The organism is Hymenobacter antarcticus, from assembly GCF_039539545.1.
Classification (GTDB): Bacteria; Bacteroidota; Bacteroidia; order Cytophagales; family Hymenobacteraceae; genus Hymenobacter; species Hymenobacter antarcticus.
On record NZ_BAABDI010000025.1, the window covers coordinates 1 to 17,971 of the forward strand.

Annotated in this window: 15 protein-coding genes; 11 read left to right on the plus strand and 4 right to left on the minus strand. The window is 60.7% G+C overall.

Annotated features, from left to right (window positions below):
• Positions 1–141: 141 nt before the first annotated feature.
• The 3 genes from uvrC to porW all read right to left on the minus strand — a co-directional run bounded on the left by uvrC (position 142) and on the right by porW (position 7,732).
• The gene (gene uvrC / locus ABD819_RS15825; RefSeq protein ID WP_345125829.1) at positions 142–1,977 is read right to left on the minus strand and encodes an excinuclease ABC subunit UvrC; all 1,836 of its coding nucleotides are present in this window, start codon (positions 1,975–1,977) and stop codon (positions 142–144) included.
• A 224-nt stretch (positions 1,978–2,201) separates the two neighbouring features.
• Complete coding sequence (locus ABD819_RS15830) at positions 2,202–4,466, minus strand: penicillin-binding protein 1A (RefSeq protein WP_345125830.1); 2,265 nt, start codon at positions 4,464–4,466, stop codon at positions 2,202–2,204.
• A 200-nt stretch (positions 4,467–4,666) separates the two neighbouring features.
• Positions 4,667–7,732, minus strand: a complete 3,066-nt coding sequence (gene porW / locus ABD819_RS15835) for a type IX secretion system periplasmic lipoprotein PorW/SprE (protein ID WP_345125831.1) — start codon at positions 7,730–7,732, stop codon at positions 4,667–4,669.
• 174 nt (positions 7,733–7,906) lie between these two features.
• Between porW and ABD819_RS15840 the strand changes: the two genes are divergently transcribed.
• The 9 genes from ABD819_RS15840 to ABD819_RS15880 all read left to right on the plus strand — a co-directional run bounded on the left by ABD819_RS15840 (position 7,907) and on the right by ABD819_RS15880 (position 14,643).
• The gene (locus ABD819_RS15840; RefSeq protein WP_345125832.1) at positions 7,907–8,143 is read left to right on the plus strand and encodes an AtpZ/AtpI family protein; all 237 of its coding nucleotides are present in this window, start codon (positions 7,907–7,909) and stop codon (positions 8,141–8,143) included.
• Positions 8,144–8,176: 33 nt separating this feature from the next.
• Entirely contained in the window at positions 8,177–8,581 is a 405-nt protein-coding gene (locus tag ABD819_RS15845; RefSeq protein WP_345125833.1) for a hypothetical protein, read from the plus strand.
• 39 nt (positions 8,582–8,620) lie between these two features.
• Positions 8,621–9,679: a F0F1 ATP synthase subunit A gene (gene atpB, locus ABD819_RS15850; protein WP_345125834.1), complete on the plus strand. Its 1,059-nt coding sequence runs from the start codon at positions 8,621–8,623 to the stop codon at positions 9,677–9,679.
• A gap of 134 nt (positions 9,680–9,813) precedes the next feature.
• Positions 9,814–10,086 carry an ATP synthase F0 subunit C gene (atpE, locus tag ABD819_RS15855; RefSeq protein WP_345125835.1) on the plus strand — a complete coding sequence of 91 codons (273 nt, stop codon included), beginning with the start codon at positions 9,814–9,816 and terminating at the stop codon, positions 10,084–10,086.
• A gap of 146 nt (positions 10,087–10,232) precedes the next feature.
• Positions 10,233–10,733, plus strand: coding sequence for a F0F1 ATP synthase subunit B (gene atpF, locus ABD819_RS15860; RefSeq protein ID WP_345125836.1), 501 nt, complete (start codon positions 10,233–10,235; stop codon positions 10,731–10,733).
• Positions 10,734–10,854: 121 nt separating this feature from the next.
• Positions 10,855–11,412 (plus strand): ATP synthase F1 subunit delta, encoded by a 558-nt coding sequence (gene atpH, locus ABD819_RS15865; protein ID WP_345125837.1) that lies wholly within the window; start codon positions 10,855–10,857, stop codon positions 11,410–11,412.
• Between the two features lie 185 nt (positions 11,413–11,597).
• Entirely contained in the window at positions 11,598–13,181 is a 1,584-nt protein-coding gene (gene atpA / locus ABD819_RS15870) for a F0F1 ATP synthase subunit alpha (RefSeq protein ID WP_345125838.1), read from the plus strand.
• Between the two features lie 132 nt (positions 13,182–13,313).
• Positions 13,314–14,198, plus strand: a complete 885-nt coding sequence (gene atpG, locus ABD819_RS15875; protein WP_345125839.1) for an ATP synthase F1 subunit gamma — start codon at positions 13,314–13,316, stop codon at positions 14,196–14,198.
• Positions 14,199–14,331: 133 nt separating this feature from the next.
• Positions 14,332–14,643, plus strand: a complete 312-nt coding sequence (locus tag ABD819_RS15880; protein ID WP_345125840.1) for a T9SS type A sorting domain-containing protein — start codon at positions 14,332–14,334, stop codon at positions 14,641–14,643.
• Here ABD819_RS15880 and ABD819_RS15885 read toward each other — a convergent pair whose 3' ends face one another.
• Positions 14,644–15,339 carry an HAD family hydrolase gene (locus ABD819_RS15885; RefSeq protein WP_345125841.1) on the minus strand — a complete coding sequence of 232 codons (696 nt, stop codon included), beginning with the start codon at positions 15,337–15,339 and terminating at the stop codon, positions 14,644–14,646. It lies immediately after the preceding gene.
• 95 nt (positions 15,340–15,434) lie between these two features.
• On the opposite strand from ABD819_RS15885, the gene ABD819_RS15890 reads away from it, so the two are divergent.
• Positions 15,435–17,243, plus strand: a complete 1,809-nt coding sequence (locus ABD819_RS15890) for an alkaline phosphatase family protein (RefSeq protein WP_345125842.1) — start codon at positions 15,435–15,437, stop codon at positions 17,241–17,243.
• Between the two features lie 147 nt (positions 17,244–17,390).
• On the plus strand, positions 17,391–17,942 hold the full coding sequence (locus ABD819_RS15895) for an inorganic diphosphatase (RefSeq protein ID WP_345125843.1): 552 nt from the start codon (positions 17,391–17,393) through the stop codon (positions 17,940–17,942).
• Positions 17,943–17,971: the final 29 nt, after the last annotated feature.

A 17,971-nucleotide genomic window follows, 5' to 3' on the forward strand; every position in this document is an offset into this window, starting at 1 on the left:
GAACGGCCCCACCTGGCCCTGAATTACTTAACCCCCAATCAAGTCCATTTGCAAGGAAAAAGCCCCGCCGGAAAATCCGAGCAGGGCCCTTGCCTTATTCCTGTCAACATATAGCCGGACGAGACATTATGTGCTATGCGGTTAGCTGGGGAGCTGGCGGGCGGGCATGGGGTGGGAGGGGGCTTGGTGCTCGGCAAAGTAGGTCTGGAGGATTTTGGCTTTGGCTTTGCCGACTTCGGTGATTAGCTCGGCTTCGGTGAGCTCGCGGATTTTTTTGACGGATTTGAACTTGTTGAGGAGCTTGTCGGCGGTGACGGGGCCGAGGCCTTTGACATCGGTGAGCTCGGTTTTGAGGGTGCCGGCATCGCGGAGCGAGCGGTGGAAGGTGATACCGAAACGGTGGACTTCGTCGCGCATGCGCTGGAAGAGGCGGAGGGACTCGCTCCGTTTGTCGATGTAGATAGGCAGCGGGTCATTAGGAACGTAGATTTCTTCGAGGCGCTTGGCGATGCCGATGACGGCAATCTGGCCCCAGAGGTTGAGGTCTTTCAGGGCCTTGACGGCCATGCTGAGCTGGCCCTTGCCGCCATCGACGATGACGAGTTGCGGGAGGCTGGCCCCTTCATCGACGAGGCGGCGGTAGCGGCGCGACACGACTTCGTACATGGAGTCGAAGTCGTTGGGGCCGATAACGGTTTTGATGTGGTAGTGGCGGTAGTCGCGCTTGCTGGGTTTGGAATTGCGGAAGCAGACCATGGCGGCCACGGGGTTATCGCCCTGGAAGTTGGAGTTGTCGAAGCATTCGATGTGCTTGGGGAGCTCGGTGAGGCGCAGGTCCTTCTTGATGGTTTCCATGATGCGCACCTCGTTGCTGTCCTTGCTCTTTTCGTTCATGCTTTCCTTCTCCTTGCGGGCGTAGAGCACGTTTTTGATGGCCAGTTCGAGCAGCTTGCGCTTGTCGCCGATTTGGGGGACGGTGAGGGTGGTGCCGGGCAGGGGGAGCTCGACGGCCACGTTGGTAAGTATTTCCTTCGACTCGCTTTCAAATTCCTGGCGCAGCTGCATGATGAGCGGGGCCAGGATTTCGGCATCGTCCTCGTCCAGCTTTTTGGTGACTTCGAGGGATTGGGTGAGGATGATGCTGCCGTTCATCACCTTTAAATACGTGATGAAGCCGGATTTCTCGTTGCTGGCGATGGCAAATACGTCGATGTTGGTGAGCGTGTCGCTCACGATGGTGGACTTCGCCTGGAAGTCTTCGAGCTTATCGAGCTTCTGCTTGAACTGGTGGGCCAGCTCGTACTGCATGTCCTGGGCGGCAGCGCTCATGCGCTCGCGGAAATACTGCTTGGGAATGCGCAGGTCGCCGTTGAGGATGTTGCGGATTTGCTGGATGTAGGCGTTGTAGGTGGCCTCGTCTTCGCGGGCAATGCAGGGGGCGTTGCAGTTGCCGATTTGCAGCTCCAGGCAGGGCTTGAACTTGCCGGCCTCGACGTTGGCGGCGCTCAGGTTGTAGTTGCAGGTGCGGAGCGGATACAGGGCGCGGATGAGTTCCAGCAGCACGTTGAGGGCGGTGCCGTTGGCGTAGGGGCCGTAGTAGCGCGAGCCGTCGTTAATCTTGTTGCGGGTGGGGATGAGGCGGGGGAACCGCTCGTTGGTGAGGCAGAGGAAGGGGTAGGTTTTGCCGTCCTTCAGCAGGATATTATACTTGGGCTGGTGCTGCTTGATGAGGTTATTCTCGAGCAGAAACGCGTCGGATTCGGAATCGACAATCGTGAATTCCAGGCGCTTGATGTTGCGGACCAGCTGTTGGGTTTTCTTATTATGGTCCTGCTTGGTGAAGTAGCTGCTCACGCGCTTGCGCAGGTCGATGGCCTTGCCCACGTAGATGATGCCCTCGTCGTCGAAGTACTTGTACACGCCGGGCTTGTGGGGCAGGGCATTGATGAGGGCTTGTAGCTCGGGATTGGCTGCCATAAATCGCAGATTGTCGCTGATTAACCGTGATTACGCTGATTTAGGCGGCGTATTGGACGAAGTGGAAGAAGGTGTCGGCTAGGGTTGAAAACCCAACTCGGAAGACGCTACCCGTAACAAAAAATGACCAGCAAAAGTCGCCGGTCATTTTTTAAAACCGTTGCTCAACCAATTTCACCGAAAAAAATCAGCGAAATCACGGTTAATCAGCGGTAGTCTGTGATTTAGATGTCCTGGTCGTCCAGGTCGCCGGCGTTGGGCACCTGCATTTTCTGGGCGTCGGGAATGGTGTCGCGCTGGCCGCCGTAGTACTTCGAGCAGTCGATTTCGATGCCGAGCGGGGCCGCGGGCCTGGGGAAGGGCGCGGTGCTGATGCCGATACTTTTGTCCTTGTATACCTTCTGCATAAACAGGCCGTAGAGGGGCAGGGCCAGGCGCGCGCCCTGGCCGTAGGTGCCGGTGCGGAAGTGGATGCTGCGGTCCTCGCCGCCAATCCACATGCCGCAGACCAGGTCGGGGGTGATGCCCATGAACCAGCCGTCGGAGTAGTTGCTGGTGGTGCCGGTTTTGGCCCCGATTTCGTACGGAAACTTGAAGCCGGTGTGCAGGATAGTGCTGGTGCCGCCGGGCTCGGTGGTGCTGGCTTGCAGCATGTTGGTCATGATGTAAGCGGTTTCTTCGCTGAGCACTTCCTTGGTCTGGGGCACGAACTCGCGCAGTACGTTGCCGTTCTTGTCCTCGATGCGCGTGACCATGGTGGGGGAGGTCCAGACGCCCTTGTTGACGAACGTGGAGTACGCCCCGCACAGCTCGTAGATGCTGCAATCGGACGTGCCGAAGCCCATGGACGGTACCGCCTCGATGGGCGAAGTGATGCCCAGGCGCTTGGCGTAGCTCACGATGGTTTCGGGCGTGAGCTTCATCACCAGCCAGGCCGTGATGGAGTTCATGGAGCGGGCCAGGGCCTGGCGCAGCGTGAAAGTGCGCCCCGTGAAGACGCCCTCAAAGTTGCGGGGCGTGTAGGCAGCGCGGCCGGCCACGGCCGGGAACGTGGTCGCCACGTCGGGCCGGGGGTAGCAGGGCGAGTAGTTCTGGTCGATGGCCGCCACGTACACGATGGGCTTGAACGTGGAGCCCGGCTGGCGCTTGCCCTGGCGCACGTGGTCGAACTTGAAGAACTTGTAGTTGGGGCCGCCCACCCAGGCCTTAATCTGGCCGTTGAGCGGGTTCATGGCCATGAACCCGGCTTGCAGGTAGCGCTTGTAGTAGGCCAGCGAATCGAGCGGCGAGAGGTACATTTCCTTCTCGCCCTGCCAGGTGAACACCTGCATCTTGTACTTCTTACGCAGGTAGAAGTTCACCGAGTCGCGGTTCCCGTCGTGGATGTTCATCAGCGACTTGTAGCGCTGGGTGCGGCGCATGGCCTTGTTCAGGAATTCGGGGATAACCTTGCCGTTTTCGTCACGCCAGGGCAGCTGGCCCTTCCAGTGGGCGGTGAACCATTTCTGCTGCAAGGCCAGGTGCTCGGCCACCGATTTCTCGGCGTAGGTTTGCATCCGCGAGTCGATGGTGGTATAGATTTTCAGGCCATCGGCGTAGAGGTCGTGGTCGGTTTCCCTGGCCCAGGCGATGAGGGATTTGGCCACTTCGGACCGGAAGTAGGGGGCCAGGCCCTTGGTGGGATTCTCCACGGAGTAGTGCAGCACGATGGGCCGGGCCGTATCGGCGGCCAGCTCGGCATCGGTGATGTAGTTGGACTTGGCCATCTGGCGCAGCACCCAGTTGCGGCGTAGCCGCGAGCGCACCGGGTGGGCAATGGGGCTGAAGCGGCCGGGCGCGTTCACGATGCCTACCAGCGTGGCGGCCTCGGGCGTGGTCAGGTCCTTGGGCTTTTTGTTGAAGAACGTTTTGGCGGCGGTGTTGATGCCGAACGAGTTCGAGCCGTACTCCACGGTGTTGAGGTACATGCGCAGGATTTCGCGCTTGGTGTAGTTGCGCTCCAGCCGGATGGCCAGAATCCATTCCTTGGCCTTGGTGATGAGCAGGCCCACCTTGCCGCTGCCGTTGAGCGAGCCATCATTGAGGTTGCTTTGCTCGCCGGGGCGGGTTTTGAACAGCACCTTGGCCACCTGCTGGGTGAGGGTGGAGCCGCCGCCGTTGCGGTTGAACGTGGCCACGCCGGCCACGGCCCGCATGATGCTCTTCATATCGATGCCCGAATGCTGCTCAAACCGCACGTCTTCGGTGGCGATGAGGGCATCAACCAGGTTCTGGGGCAGGTCCTTGAATTCGGCGGGCGTGCGGTTCTCGCGGAAGTACTTGCCCAGCAGCACCCCATCGGCCGAATAAATTTCGGAGGCCAGCTCAGAGCGCGGGTTTTCCAGGGTTTTGAGGTTGGGCATGCGCCCAAACAGGTTCAGAAAGTTGCCGCTCACGGCCAGCACAAACAGGCCCAGGCCCACCACACCCGCGCCAAACAGTAGCCACATGGTGCGCGTGAACGCCGTGAACCGCCCCGAACGCGCTGGTTTGGGGGCTAAAGGCTTGGGGCGACGGGCAGGCGAGGAGGGGGGCATCCGTTAGAGTTAAGAGTTGGGAGTTAAAAGTCAGGAGTTAAAACTCAAGCAGACCTAACCACCGCGCAAAGGTCCAACTGCGAACTCATAACTCATAATTCCTGCCTTTTAACTCATTTATATACGCGCTGGTAAAAGGCCAGATACCCGGCCAAATCGCCGGTAGCTTGCAGCAGCGTCAGGTTTTCGAGGCTGATAACCACGGCCTGGTAGCCGGCCCCGCGCAGGCGCGCCAGCGGCGACTGCGGCCCGCGCAGCTTGGTGGCGTAGCTCTGGGCCACTTTGGACCCCGGCAGGGCCCGCACCACCACCAGGTCCTGGTCGGTGCCAAGGGGCTGGGCCGCCACCTGCAGGTTATTGGCCCGGAAGAAGCGGTTGTTATACGTTCCCAGCTGAGTGGGCAGGTCGGCGGCAGCGGGCGTTGCTTTCGGGAACACCAGCACCACGGCGTGCGCCCCGCTCAGCTGCGTGGTGTAAGCCGTGGCCGGAGCCGTGGGCACGGCCGGAGCCGGGCTGGCACCAGTAACCGGCGCGCTAGTGGCTGGGGCTGGCGTGGCCGGCAGGTTTGCCGGCGCCGAAACCGGGGGAGCCGGCAGTTTCTGCGCGGGGGCTGCTGCCGGGGCCGGCTGCGGAGCGCCCACCGGTGCCGGGCCGGCCGAGCCGCTGGGGGCTGGCAGCGGGGTTTTGGCGGCCGGGGTCGGGGTTGTCGCCGAGGCTGCTTTAGTGGCCGCCGGGGCCGGGGCAGCCGGAATGGCCTTGGCCGGGCTTTCGTCAGCGCGGTACACGATGCGCATGCGGTTATCAATCTCGCCGGGCCGGAAGATGGATACCACGGGTTTCTCCGTCGAGGCCAGGGCCCCGGCAATCTCGCCCGTTTCGCGGCGCATATACGCCTGGGCCAGCGCCTGCGCCTGCGGCACCAGCGGGCTGTCGGGAAAGTCCTTGTAAAACTTCTCTACCGAAGTACGGGCCGTGAGCGGCGGCTGGGTGCGGATGATGAGCAGGGTTTTCAGGTAGGCCACCCGGTCGCTCAGGTCGCTCTTCGGGTAGGTCTTATCGGTGCGGGCCAGCACGGCGGTCGCCTTGCGAAACTCCTGGTTTTTGTAGTAGGTAAAAGCCGAATCGACGCGGCTGGCCACGGCGTTGTGCAAGGCCAGCTGATGCTCACGGTACAAGGGGTCGGCAATCAGTCTGGCATAGAGCGAAGTCGGAAATTCCCGTTGCAGGGCCGCCGCGTACTGCGCCATCTTAGCCGCGTCGGGCTTATCCTTATAGTGCAGATACAGAAGGTAGTAGGCATCGGGCGCGTGTTCGCCGCGCTCGTAGCGGGTCACCTGCTTCTCGTAGGTTTCGATGCCCTTGTCGCGCTCCTTCAGCTGCTCTTTGTAGATGCCGCCCAGCTCATACAGCGCCGCCTCCACCTGCTTGTCTGATACTTGCAGCATTTGGGGCGTGAGGGGCAGGTCTTTGCGATACTGCGTCACCAGCGTCTGCTTTTCCGCGTCGGGGTTGGCGACGGCGGCCGTTGCCACCAGCTCGTTATCAGTACCTCCGTTCACGCGGGTATCGCTGTTGCCGGTCATCGATACCGGAGCCCCCCCGTTGGCCGGGGTGTTGGGCGAGCTGCTGGCCTGCCGGCTGGTTCGCCAGTTGTCCTGCAGCTGCCGGTCGCCGTATTTCCGCAGGAAGTCGGCGCGGGCCGTGCCCAGCGTGGCGGGGTTGTCGAAGTACCACTTAGCCCCCGTGCCCGCCGCGGTGGGGTCGAAAGCCGTCAGGTCGGGGGCCGGGGCACCGCCGGGCAGCGACGAGCCCAAGGAACTGCCGCTGCTGCTGGTGCGCGAGGCAATTTCAGCGGCCCGGTCCTGGGTCTTCTGAATCGCTGCCAGGCGGGCCGCTTCCTTCTGCTTCGCCAGTATTTCGGCGTCGGCATACTGGTTGAGGCGCTGCGTGAGGTCGTCGCTTCCCAGGCGGGCCAGGGCCTGCAGGCTGTCCTGCGTTTCGATAATGGTGTACTGCTTGGCGAATTCCTTGAGAATGTCGCTCCGCTCCTTGATGGCCGCGTAGGTGCGGGCCTCCGGGGCCAGGCTCTGCACCGTGCTGTCGTAGTAAGCGGCGGCCAGGCGGTACTTCTGCAGGTTTTCGTAGTAGATGCGGCCCGCCAGCAGGTAGGTGTAGCTCTTTTGCAGGCGGTTGGTGGTGGTGGCCGCGATGGACTGGCGCAGCAGCTTCAGCGCCGCCGGGTAGTTCTGTTCGCGGTAGTTGAGCCGCGCCATCTCGTAGTAAATCTTGTCGCGGTAGTCCTTGTTCTTGAGGTCTTTCAGCAGGCCCGCGAAGTTCTTGTCCAGCTTCAGCCGGTCGGCCGGGCTCAGCTCCGAAACCTGGGCCAGCATCAGCTTCGACTGAAAGTCCAGCTCGTACGGCGGGTTGCGCTTCAAAATCAGGCCGAGCTGCTCGTAGGCCTTCTTGTTCTCGCTCGCTTCCTGATACAGCTGCGCCAGCACGTAGCGCGTCCGCGACCGTTCGTTCTTGAAATCAATCAGCGGAATGGCCTTTTCCAGCTGCGGAATAGCCCTGGCCGGCTCGCCCGTGCGGATGTAGTAGTCGGCGCGGGTCAGAAACAGCTGGCGCGCATCCTGCGGCAAGCCGGTTTCCTTGTCCAGCAGGTCCGACACCGCCTTGGCGCTCTCCAGCTCGCCCTGCGCCACGAAGGTGCGCATCAGCCCAATCAGCGCTTCGTGCTTGGCATTGGCGTCCTTGCTGGTCGAGTTCACGTACTTAAACGTGAGCGCCGCGTCATCAAACTGCATCTGATAAAACCGCGACCAGCCCACCAGTACGTAGGCATCATCGGTCCAGTCGGAGCCCGCCCGGTGCTGAATCGGCATCGAAGCCTTCTTGATAATGTCGTTCAGCTCGGCCCGGTTGGCGCGCACGCTGGTGCTGTCCAGGGTCGGGAACAGCGGTAGCGTCTGGTTGTAGTCGTTCACCCGGCTGCCGTAGAGCTTGTCCTCAACGGCGTGCAGCTTTTCGCGGGCCAGGAAGTAGGCATTGTCCCGGGCCGCCACGTTGTTGAACGCGTGCGCCACCAGGTTTTTGTCCGATGCACAGCCCGCCGCGCCCAGCCCCAGCAGGGCCAGGAGCAGCGTTGCCCAGCGGGTAGTCAGCAGTTGATGTGTCAAAGTCAAGAGCGAAGGAAAGGACGGACCAGAGCAGCCGGAACGTCCAAAGCAGCCGAAAATGTTCGTCGGCCCAGTCAGATAACGAAGCCGAACGGGTAAAATTACGTTTTTCCCGGGGCAAACGTAGCCCCGCGCCCGGCGTAACTTTGCCGGGCCGCTTTTCCGCCATCCATCATGCCCACCCTGCCCGAGTCCCCGCCGCCCGGTTCCAACCGTCTCCGCGCCTTCGCCAAGTATTCGGGCCTAGCCTTCCAAATGCTGGCCATCATCGGTGGCAGCACCTGGCTGGGCACATGGCTTGATGAGCGGTACCAGTCGCGCAATCCCTGGTTCACCATCGGGCTCATGCTGCTTGGGGTGCTGGTCGCGCTGTTCCAGGTTATCCGCAGCCTCACCAAAGACGTGGAGTAAACGGCGGCCTTCTTCCTACTAAAGAGTACTACTATGATGCAGTTCCTGCGCCAGTTTTTGATTTTTGGCGGTGGGCTGGCCCTCCTGATTTTTGGGCTGCACCTCGTGTACGGGCCGGCCGTAGTGCACCCGCGCACGGGGCTCATTTTTGTGGTGATGGCGGGCCTTACCTGGTTTGCCTACAGCCTTACGGCGCGCCTTGTAGCCCGCTCGCCCGACAACCTTGGCATTGGCTACCTCATCGGCATGACGGTGCGGCTGCTGGTGTCGCTGGGCCTCGTCACATGGCTGCTGGCAAGCGGAATTGCGCGCGAGCCGCGGGGCGTTTGGACCTTCCTCGGCGCCTTCTTCATCCTGTACTTTTCGTGGGCTGGGTTTGAAATCTGGGCTACTTTGAGTAACTTGCGGCCGATTTCAGGAAAGCAAGTGGCGCAATGATAGCGCGTTAGCCCGAAATTCCTCATTAACTAACTTTGAATGAAGCGTTTACTCTCGATTCTTCTTTGCTTCGTATCCCTGTCCGTTTTCGCTAACGAACCCGCCAATGAGGCCGCCAAGGGGGAAGGCTTCAATCCCGGCGAAATGATTTTGGAGCATATCGGTGATTCTCACGAGTGGCATCTGGCCACCCTGGGAGCCGGCGAACATGCCAACCACATCAGCATCCCGCTGCCCATCATCGCCTACCAGCCCGGCGCGGGCCTGAGCACGTTCTCGGGCAGCAAGCTGGCCCACGGCCAGAGCCACAACGGCCTCAAACTGGAGGAAGACAAGCTCGTCGCCCTCGACGGCAGCAAGGTATACGACTTCTCAATTACCAAAAACACCGCCTCGCTGCTGATTAGCGCCGTGCTCATGCTGCTGGTTTTCACCGCCGTAGCGCGGGGCTACAGCCGCAACCACGGCCGTGCTCCCAAAGGCATGCAGTCGTTCTTCGAGCCGGTTATCATCTTCATCCGCGATGAAGTGGCCAAGAAGAACATCGGCCCCAAGTACGAGCGCTACATGCCCTATTTGCTCACGGCTTTCTTCTTCATCTGGTTCAACAACCTGCTGGGCCTCATGCCCGGCGCGGCCAACCTGAGCGGCAACATCGCCGTGACCATGGTGCTGGCAGCACTTACCTTGATTATCACGCTGGCTTCCAGCAACAAATACTACTGGGCCCACATCTTCGCCACGCCCGGCGTGCCGAAGCCGCTGTTGCCCATCATGATTATCGTCGAGTTTCTGGGCATCTTCACCAAGCCCTTCTCGCTCATGATTCGTCTGTTCGCCAACATCACGGCGGGCCACATCGTGGTGTTGAGCTTCATTAGCCTGGTGTTCATCTTCAAGTCGTGGGCCGTGGCTCCCGTCACTATCGCCTTCGGTCTGTTCATTAACGTACTGGAACTGCTGGTGGCCATTCTGCAGGCTTTCATCTTCACGCTGCTCACCGCCATGTACATCGGCGGCGCGGTGGAGGACCACCACGATGCCGACATGCAGATGGGCTACGACGACGGTTCGGCCTCGACGCACGTTGCCCACTAATCCTCTTTTGACTTTCCGTCGGACGGCTCCCGCAGCCGTCCCGATGTTCTGATTGTTTCAGTCAGACCCTTGCAATCCCCCCCCCCCGCAGCGGGTCTGGCTAATTTTTCCCTTTTCCCCTTTTTCTTTTTTTTATGCTTCTTTCTTTGTTGATGCAAGTTGCTGCCATGGCAGCTAATTACGGTCCCGGTTTGGCAGTAATGGGTGCCGGTATCGGTGCTGGTTTGGTGGCTTTGGGCGTAGGCCTGGGCATTGGCCGCATCGGCGGCAGCGCCATGGATGCAATCGGCCGTCAGCCGGAAGCTTCGGGCAAAATCCAGACGGCTATGATTATCGCCGCCGCTCTGATTGAAGGCCTGGGCTTGTTCGCAGTCGTAGTCTGCGTACTTATCTGGACCAAACTCTAGGATATTCTGCCGGGCCCCGTGCCCGGAAGTAGTTGGAAGCCCGCCGCCCGCTGCTGCCTATGCAGTTGGCGCGGCGGGCTTACCTGCTCCTAATCTGCATAGTTGATTAGTCGGATTTTTCGATTTCCCCTTACTATACCGTATCAATGCTGCCAGCTTTTTTATCCCCTGAACTCGGCCTGATTTTCTGGCAACTGGTTATTTTCCTGCTGGTGCTGTTTCTGCTGGGCAAGTTTGCCTGGAAGCCGATTCTGTTGGCGCTCAAAGAGCGTGAAGACAACATCGAAGGTGCCCTGCGCATGGCCGACCAGGCCAAAATCGAGATGCAGCAGCTGAAAGCCGGCAACGAGAAGTTGCTGACCGATGCCCGCCTCGAGCGCGACCGCATGATGCAGGAAGCTACCGTGATGGCCAACCAGCACCGCGACGCCGAAAAGGCCCGCGCCACGGAAGAAGCCAACCGCATTATCCAGCAGGCCCGCGAAGCCATTCAGCAGGAGAAGAACATTGCCTTGGCTGAAGTGAAGAACACCGCCGCCAAGCTGTCGGTCGACATCGCCGAGCGCATCCTGCGCCGCGAGCTCACTGACCCCACTGCCCAAACGCAGCTGGTGGATTCGTATTTGAAAGACGTTAAGCTTAACTAACTGTCTGTCATGCTGACGAAGGAAGCATCTTATCGCAGCTGCTTTCGTCAGATTTAGCTTACCGAGCACTGCGGACCTGATAAGATGCTTCGCAAGCTCAGCATGACAAACTCCAAATAATATGGCTGACCAACGAGTAGCCGCCCGCTACGCCAAGTCGCTCCTCGACTTGGGCAAGGAGATGGGCACGCTGGAAACGGTGAAGCAGGACATGGACCTGCTGGGTAAGACCGTGGCCGAAAACCGCGATTTACGCCTCTTGCTGCGCAACCCGATTGTGAAGCACGATAAAAAGCTGGCCATCCTCACCGCCATTTTCAAGGGCAAGGTGTCGGACGTGACCATGCAGTTTTTCACCATCCTGACCCAGAAAAACCGGGAGTCCGCGCTCGAAAGCATGGGCACAGAGTTTCAGGCGCAGTACAACGTGATGCAGGGCATTCAGACCGCCGAAGTCACGTCGGCCACGCCGCTCACGCCCGCCTCGCGGGCCGAGCTGGAGCAGCTGGTAATCAAGCAGACCGGCCTCACGCAAGTGAAGCTTACCGAAAAGGTGGACGCCAGCCTCATCGGCGGTTTCGTGCTGCGGGTGGGCGACCAGCAGATTGACGATTCGGTGCGCACCAGCCTTCGCAAGCTGCGTACCTCTTTGCAGGAAAATACTTATTCAAATAACTAGTGATGAAGTGACGGAGCCAAGAGGGCGTCATGCTGAGCTTGTCGAAGCATCTCGCTCGCACCGTTGAACGATTGAATTGCTACCACACGCGAGATGCTTCGGCAAGCTCAGCATGACGTTCATTGGTTGGCCACCTTTTTTGCCTTCATCACCTCCATCACCTCATCACTTAGATTCCCAAACAAATGGCAGAAGTACGTCCGGATGAAGTCTCCGCAATCCTGCGGCAGCAACTGTCCAATTTCAAGTCCGAAGCCGAGCTGGAAGAAGTCGGCACCGTATTGCAGGTGGGCGACGGCGTGGCCCGTATCTACGGACTGGGCAAAGCCCAGGCGGGCGAGCTGATTGAGTTCGAGAATGGCCTGCAGGCCCTCGTGCTCAACCTGGAAGAAGACAACGTGGGTGCCGTAATGCTGGGCGACTACTCCGGTATTCAGGAAGGTGCCACGGTGAAGCGCACCAAGAAAATTGCCTCTATCAAGGTGGGCGAGGGCATCGTGGGCCGCGTGGTAAACACGCTGGGTAACCCCATCGACGGCCGCGGTCCCATCACCGGCGAGCTGTATGAGATGCCCCTGGAGCGCAAGGCTCCCGGTGTAATCTACCGTCAGCCCGTAACTGAGCCGATGCAGACCGGCATCAAGTCGATTGACGCGATGATTCCGATTGGCCGTGGTCAGCGCGAGCTGATTATCGGTGACCGTCAGACCGGCAAGTCGGCTGTGGCCATCGATACCATCCTGAACCAGCGCGAGTTCTTCGAGCGCGGCGAGCCCGTGTTCTGCATCTATGTCGCTATCGGCCAGAAGGCCTCGACGGTGGCCCAGGTGGTGCAGTCGCTGACCAAAGGCGGTGCCATGGACTACACGGTGGTGGTAGCGGCTTCGGCGGCTGACCCCGCGCCGCTGCAGTTCTACGCGCCTTTCACCGGTGCTGCCATCGGCGAGTATTTCCGCGACACGGGTCGTCCCGCGCTCGTGGTGTATGATGACTTGAGCAAGCAGGCCGTGGCTTACCGTGAGGTGTCGCTGCTGCTCCGTCGTCCTCCCGGACGTGAGGCTTACCCCGGCGACGTATTCTATCTGCACAGCCGCTTGCTGGAGCGGGCCGCTAAAATCAACGCTTCGGACGAAATCGCCCGGAACATGAACGACCTGCCTGATAGCATCAAGCATTTGGTGAAAGGCGGCGGCTCGCTCACGGCTTTGCCCCTGATTGAGACGCAGGCCGGTGACGTATCGGCGTATATCCCGACCAACGTGATTTCGATTACGGACGGCCAGATTTTCCTTGAGACCAACCTGTTCAACTCGGGGGTGCGGCCGGCTATCAACGTGGGTATCTCGGTATCGCGCGTGGGGGGTAACGCCCAGATTAAGTCGATGAAGAAAGTGGCTGGTACGCTGAAACTCGACCAGGCCCAGTTTCGCGAGCTGGAAGCTTTCGCCAAGTTCGGCTCCGACCTCGATGCCTCGACCAAGCTCACCATCGAGCGTGGCCGTCGCAACCTGGAGATTTTGAAGCAGCCCCAGTTTTCGCCCGTGAAGGTGGAAGACCAGGTGGCCATCATTTACGCCGCCACCAACGGCCTGCTCGACACCGTACCCGTGAACCGCGTGCGGGAGTTCGAGAAGGAGTTTGGCCAGGTGATGAACTCGCGCTACCCCGACGTGCTGAAGGCCCTGAAAGCCGGCAAGCTGGAGGACGCCGGCACCAAGGCCATCCGTGAGGTAGCCAAGGACGTTTCGGCGAACTACGCGGTGAAGTAAGAACCAAGTTAATAAGAGGAACGTCATGCTGAGCTTGCCGAAGCATCTCTCCCGCTTCGTTGAATCAGCAATGATTACTACTGCGGTAGAGATGCTTCGGCAAGCTCAGCATGACGTTCGATTATCCTCAATATGGCAAGCTTAAAAGAAGTCCGCAACCGCATTCAGTCGGTGAGCAGCACGCAGCAGATTACCAAAGCCATGAAAATGGTGGCGGCGGCTAAGCTGCGCCGCGCTCAGGACAACATTATCCGGATGCGGCCCTATGCGCAGCGGCTGAATACCATTCTGGCGAACCTGACGCGTAATGCCGACGACGACATCGTGAGCGACTTCGGCGTGGCGCGGGAGGTGCATAAAGTGCTGGTTATTGCCGTTACTTCGGACCGGGGCCTGGCCGGCGCGTTCAATTCGAACGTGTTCAAGGGCGTGAACGCGCTGATTGCCGGACGTTATGCCAACCTGCCGGCCACCAGCATTTCGGTGATGGCCATTGGCAAGAAGGCGCACGACTACTACACCCGCAAGGGCAACATCGTGGGCAACTACACGCACGTTTTCGCCAAGCTGTCGTTCGAGACGGTGCGCGAGGCGGCGGAAGTGGCCATGGACGGCTTCCGGGCCGGCACCTACGATGAGGTGGTGATGGTGTTCAACGAATTCCGCAACGTGGCTACGCAGATTATCCGCACCGAGCAGCTGCTGCCGCTGGTGCAAATTGAGGCTCCCGCCGGGGCTGCCCTCACGGCTAATGTGGATTACCTGTTCGAGCCTTCGAAAGAAGACATCGTGCAGACGCTGATTCCGCAGTCCATCAAAATCCAGCTCTACAAAGCGGTGCTGGAAAGCAACGCTTCGGAGCATGGTGCCCGCATGACGGCCATGGACAAAGCTACCGACAATGCCGGTGAGCTGCTGAAGGAGCTGAAGCTGACCTACAACCGCACGCGTCAGGCGGCCATCACGACCGAGATTCTCGAAATCGTGGGCGGGGCCGAGGCGTTGGCGGCGGGGTAATTCTTCGCAGTGAATGCAATTTGAAAGGCCCGCTTCCGTTGGAAGGGGGCCTTTTTTATGCTGCATCTCGGCTTTCTCCCGGTTTACAATGAAAAGCTTGGTCGTTATCTCCCGAATAGGTTGGCTACTAGGCATGGCTATTTCCGTTGTCCTGACCGGACCAGCTGCCCACGCGCAAGAACCGCCCCCGTTGGCTGAGGTGAGTGTTTACCCCAATCCGGCCCACATTCGCGCTACGGTGCAGGTACCAGCGGTGGCGGGTGCCACGCGGGCCACCATCACTCTCACTGATGCGCAGGGCACGGTCGTATTTGAGCAGCCGGTGAGCCTGACCGAGGCTGGCGGCACGGCCGAGGTGCCGCTGCTGGGCCGCACCCCCGGCCTGTATCGGGTACAGGTGCAGGCTGGCGACCAGCGAGTGGCCCGCCCGCTGAAGGTGGAGTAGCTAACGGCGCACTCGGCCGGCGGACTTCGGCGCTTCAGGCTGTTGCTCCAGTAGCTCCAGCAAATGGGCAGGCATGAGGTCAGTGAAATCCTTGATAACCGTGAGCGGGGCTTGGAAGTCGGGTGCTGAAAGACTAGTAGCCACGCCTACGCAGCGCATACCAGCCCGGTAGGCGGCCTGCTCGCCCAGTACGGCGTCCTCGAAAACGATGCAGTTTTCGGGCTTCACACCCAGCTTAGCGGCGGTGGCGAGGTAGGTGTCGGGGTGGGGTTTGCCCTTATCCACGTCGTCTTTACCCACGATAACATCGAAAAACGGGCGCAGCCTGAGGTGGTCCACGATGTAGCTGATGGTTTCCGTACCCGAGCCGGTGCCCAAGCCGATGGGGTGGCCCGCAGCGCGGGCCGCCCGCAGAAAGGCCGTGAGGCCGGGCAATTCGCGCCGCTTGCTCCAGTAGAGGGTGCGGTAGAGAAACTCGCGCTGTGCGGCATATTCCTCCAGCTGCTTTTTGGGCACGGGGTGGCGGAATACGGTCTTGAGGATGTCCGGGGCGGGCATGCCGTTCAGGCGCTTGAGGAGCTGGCGGGCGTTGGTGGTCAGGCCGAGGTCGCGGAACAGCAGCTGGAAGGCGCGGGCCTGGTAGGCCGTGTTGTCGACGAGCACGCCGTCCATGTCGAAGATGAGGGCAGGTTTCACGTAATGAGAACGTAATGCGAGTAGAGAAGGGAAAGTGCGCGGCTGGCGCACGGCGCGGGGTATCTTTGTGGCTGCGTAGTCTTACCCATTTTCCGTTGAAAAAGATACTTGCTTTCGTGCTGGCGGCGGCGGTAGCCGCCCCGGCCGCTGCCCAAACCCCCAAGCGCACCCTCCCATCAAAAGCCGGCAGCGCGGCTAAAACGGCTCCTTCAGGTGCCCTGGCGCGCCCCAGGCTGGTGGTGGGCATCGTGGTCGACCAAATGCGCTACGACTACATCTACCGCTACTGGAGCAAGTTTGGCAACGGCGGTTTCCGGCGCTTGCTAGGGGAGGGCTTCAGTTTCGAGAGCTGCCATTATAACTACGTGCCCACCTACACCGGGCCGGGCCACGCCAGCATCTACACCGGGGCCACGCCGTCGGTGAACGGCATCGTGGGCAACAACTGGTACGAGCGCGAAACCGGCCACAACACCTACGTGACCGAGGACAAGACCGTGCAGGGCGTGGGCAGCAGCGGCGCGGCCGGCCAGCAGAGCCCCCGCCACATGCTCACCACCACCATCACCGACGAGCTGCGGCTGGCCACCAATTTCCAGAGCAAAGTCATTGGCGTGTGCATCAAGGACCGGGGCAGCATCCTGCCCGCCGGCCACGCCGCCACCGCCGCCTATTGGTACGACGGCGGCAACGGCTCCTTTATCACCAGCACCTTTTACCAGAAAACCCTGCCCGACTGGGTGGTGAAGTTCAACCAGCGCGGGCTGCCTGCCAAGTACCTTTCGCGCCCCTGGAACACGTTGCGGCCCATTGCTGAGTACACCGAAAGCTCGCCCGATAACGTGGTGTGGGAAGCGGCATTTAAGGGCGAAGCCGCGCCCGTGTTCCCGCACAACCTGCCCGCTATCAGCGGCGTGCCGGCCGCCGTGGCCCTCAAAGACAACCTGCCCGGCCCCGCCAGCCAGACGGCCGCCGACGGCCAGAAGGCCTCAGCCACGCCCAAGGCCGGCGCCACGCCCGCCAACGCCGCCACCCCCAACCTGGGCCTGCTGTCCAGCACGCCCTTCGGCAACAACATCACCACCGACCTGGCCCTGGAAGCCATCCGCGCCGAGCAGCTGGGCCAGCGCGGCATCACTGATTTTCTGGCCCTGAGCTACAGCAGCACCGACTACGTGGGCCACCAGTTCGGGCCCAACTCCATTGAGGTGGAGGACACCTACCTGCGCCTCGACCAGGATTTGGCCCGCCTGTTTCAGTACCTCGACCAGACCGTGGGCAAGGGCCAGGCGCTGGTGTTTCTCACGGCCGACCACGGCGCGGCGCACTCGCCCGAGTTTCTGCGCGCCCACAGCCTGCCGGCCGGCGCCGTGGGGGCCAGCGTGATGCGCGACACCTTGCAAAACCGCCTCGTGCGCCGCCACGGGGCCGGCAACTGGGTGCTGAGCTACGAAAACCAGCAGGTGTACCTCAACCGCACGCTGGCCAACGACAAGAAAATCAAGCTCGCCGACCTGGCCGAGGAAGTGGTGCAGGTGATGGTGCAGCTGCCTGGCGTGAGCCGCGCCCTCACCGCCGAAGACATCCAGAAATCGCACTGGGAGAGCGGTACGCTCATGTACCTCGAAAACGGCTACTACCCCAAGCGCTGCGGCGACGTGCTGGTGGTGCTGGAGCCCGGCTGGTACGAGGCCTACAGCTTCCCGGCCAAGGGCACGACCCACGGCGAATCGTGGGCCTACGACACGCACGTGCCGCTACTTTTCTGGGGCTGGCACGTAAAGCACGGCGAGTCGGTAGCGCCCGTGCAGGTCGTCGACATTGCGGCCACCCTGGCGCGCTTCCTGCACCTGCAGGAACCCAGCGGCTGCACCGGTGTTCCACTGGTAGAAGTGCTAAAGTAAAACCCAATCCAACATTCGCGCAAGGTTTCGCGAGGTTGGAGGAAGTTTCGCAAAGTTTCCCCCCAGGATATTCCCTTGCGAAACTTCTTTCAACCTTGCGAAACCTTGCGCGCAAGCCTCATCACCCTATTACCTCATCACCCAGAAATGACCCATTTTAACCCCTGGCACGACGTGTCGCGCGGCGACAATAACCCCGAAGTCGTCCAGTCCATCATCGAAATCCCCAAAGGCAGCAAAGGCAAATACGAGCTTGATAAGGAAAGCGGGCTGCTGAAGCTCGACCGCGTGCTGTTCTCGGCCGTGCACTACCCGGCCGCCTACGGTTTCATCCCCCAAACGTATTGCGACGACAAAGACCCGCTCGATATTCTGGTGCTCTGCTCGGTCGATATCGTGCCCATGTGCCTCGTCGAGGCCAAAGTCATCGGCGTGATGCAGATGGTGGACCAGGACGAGGAGGACGATAAAATCATCGCCGTAGCCGCCCACGACATCTCCGTGAACCACTACAACGACATCGCCGACCTGCCCCCGCACACGTTGCTGGAAATGCGGCGCTTCTTCGAAGACTACAAGGCCCTGGAGCACGACAAGCACGTCACCGTGGAGCGCTTCATGGGCAAGGAAGATGCTTACCGCATCATCAACGCCAGCATCAAGCTCTACGAAGACACCTTCGGTAACCGTAAGGCGTAGCGGTCATTCGTTTTCAGCCATGGGGGCGA

Coding starts and splice junctions, on each gene's coding strand:
- atpG (WP_345125839.1), top strand. CDS start 13,314: ATGGCAAGCTTAAAAGAAGTCCGCAACCGCATTCAGTCGGTGAGCAGC.
- ABD819_RS15840 (WP_345125832.1), top strand. CDS start 7,907: ATGCCCACCCTGCCCGAGTCCCCGCCGCCCGGTTCCAACCGTCTCCGC.
- ABD819_RS15830 (WP_345125830.1), bottom strand. CDS start 4,466: ATGTGGCTACTGTTTGGCGCGGGTGTGGTGGGCCTGGGCCTGTTTGTG.
- atpH (WP_345125837.1), top strand. CDS start 10,855: ATGGCTGACCAACGAGTAGCCGCCCGCTACGCCAAGTCGCTCCTCGAC.
- ABD819_RS15880 (WP_345125840.1), top strand. CDS start 14,332: ATGGCTATTTCCGTTGTCCTGACCGGACCAGCTGCCCACGCGCAAGAA.
- atpF (WP_345125836.1), top strand. CDS start 10,233: ATGCTGCCAGCTTTTTTATCCCCTGAACTCGGCCTGATTTTCTGGCAA.
- ABD819_RS15895 (WP_345125843.1), top strand. CDS start 17,391: ATGACCCATTTTAACCCCTGGCACGACGTGTCGCGCGGCGACAATAAC.
- atpA (WP_345125838.1), top strand. CDS start 11,598: ATGGCAGAAGTACGTCCGGATGAAGTCTCCGCAATCCTGCGGCAGCAA.
- atpE (WP_345125835.1), top strand. CDS start 9,814: ATGCTTCTTTCTTTGTTGATGCAAGTTGCTGCCATGGCAGCTAATTAC.
- uvrC (WP_345125829.1), bottom strand. CDS start 1,977: ATGGCAGCCAATCCCGAGCTACAAGCCCTCATCAATGCCCTGCCCCAC.
- ABD819_RS15845 (WP_345125833.1), top strand. CDS start 8,177: ATGATGCAGTTCCTGCGCCAGTTTTTGATTTTTGGCGGTGGGCTGGCC.
- atpB (WP_345125834.1), top strand. CDS start 8,621: ATGAAGCGTTTACTCTCGATTCTTCTTTGCTTCGTATCCCTGTCCGTT.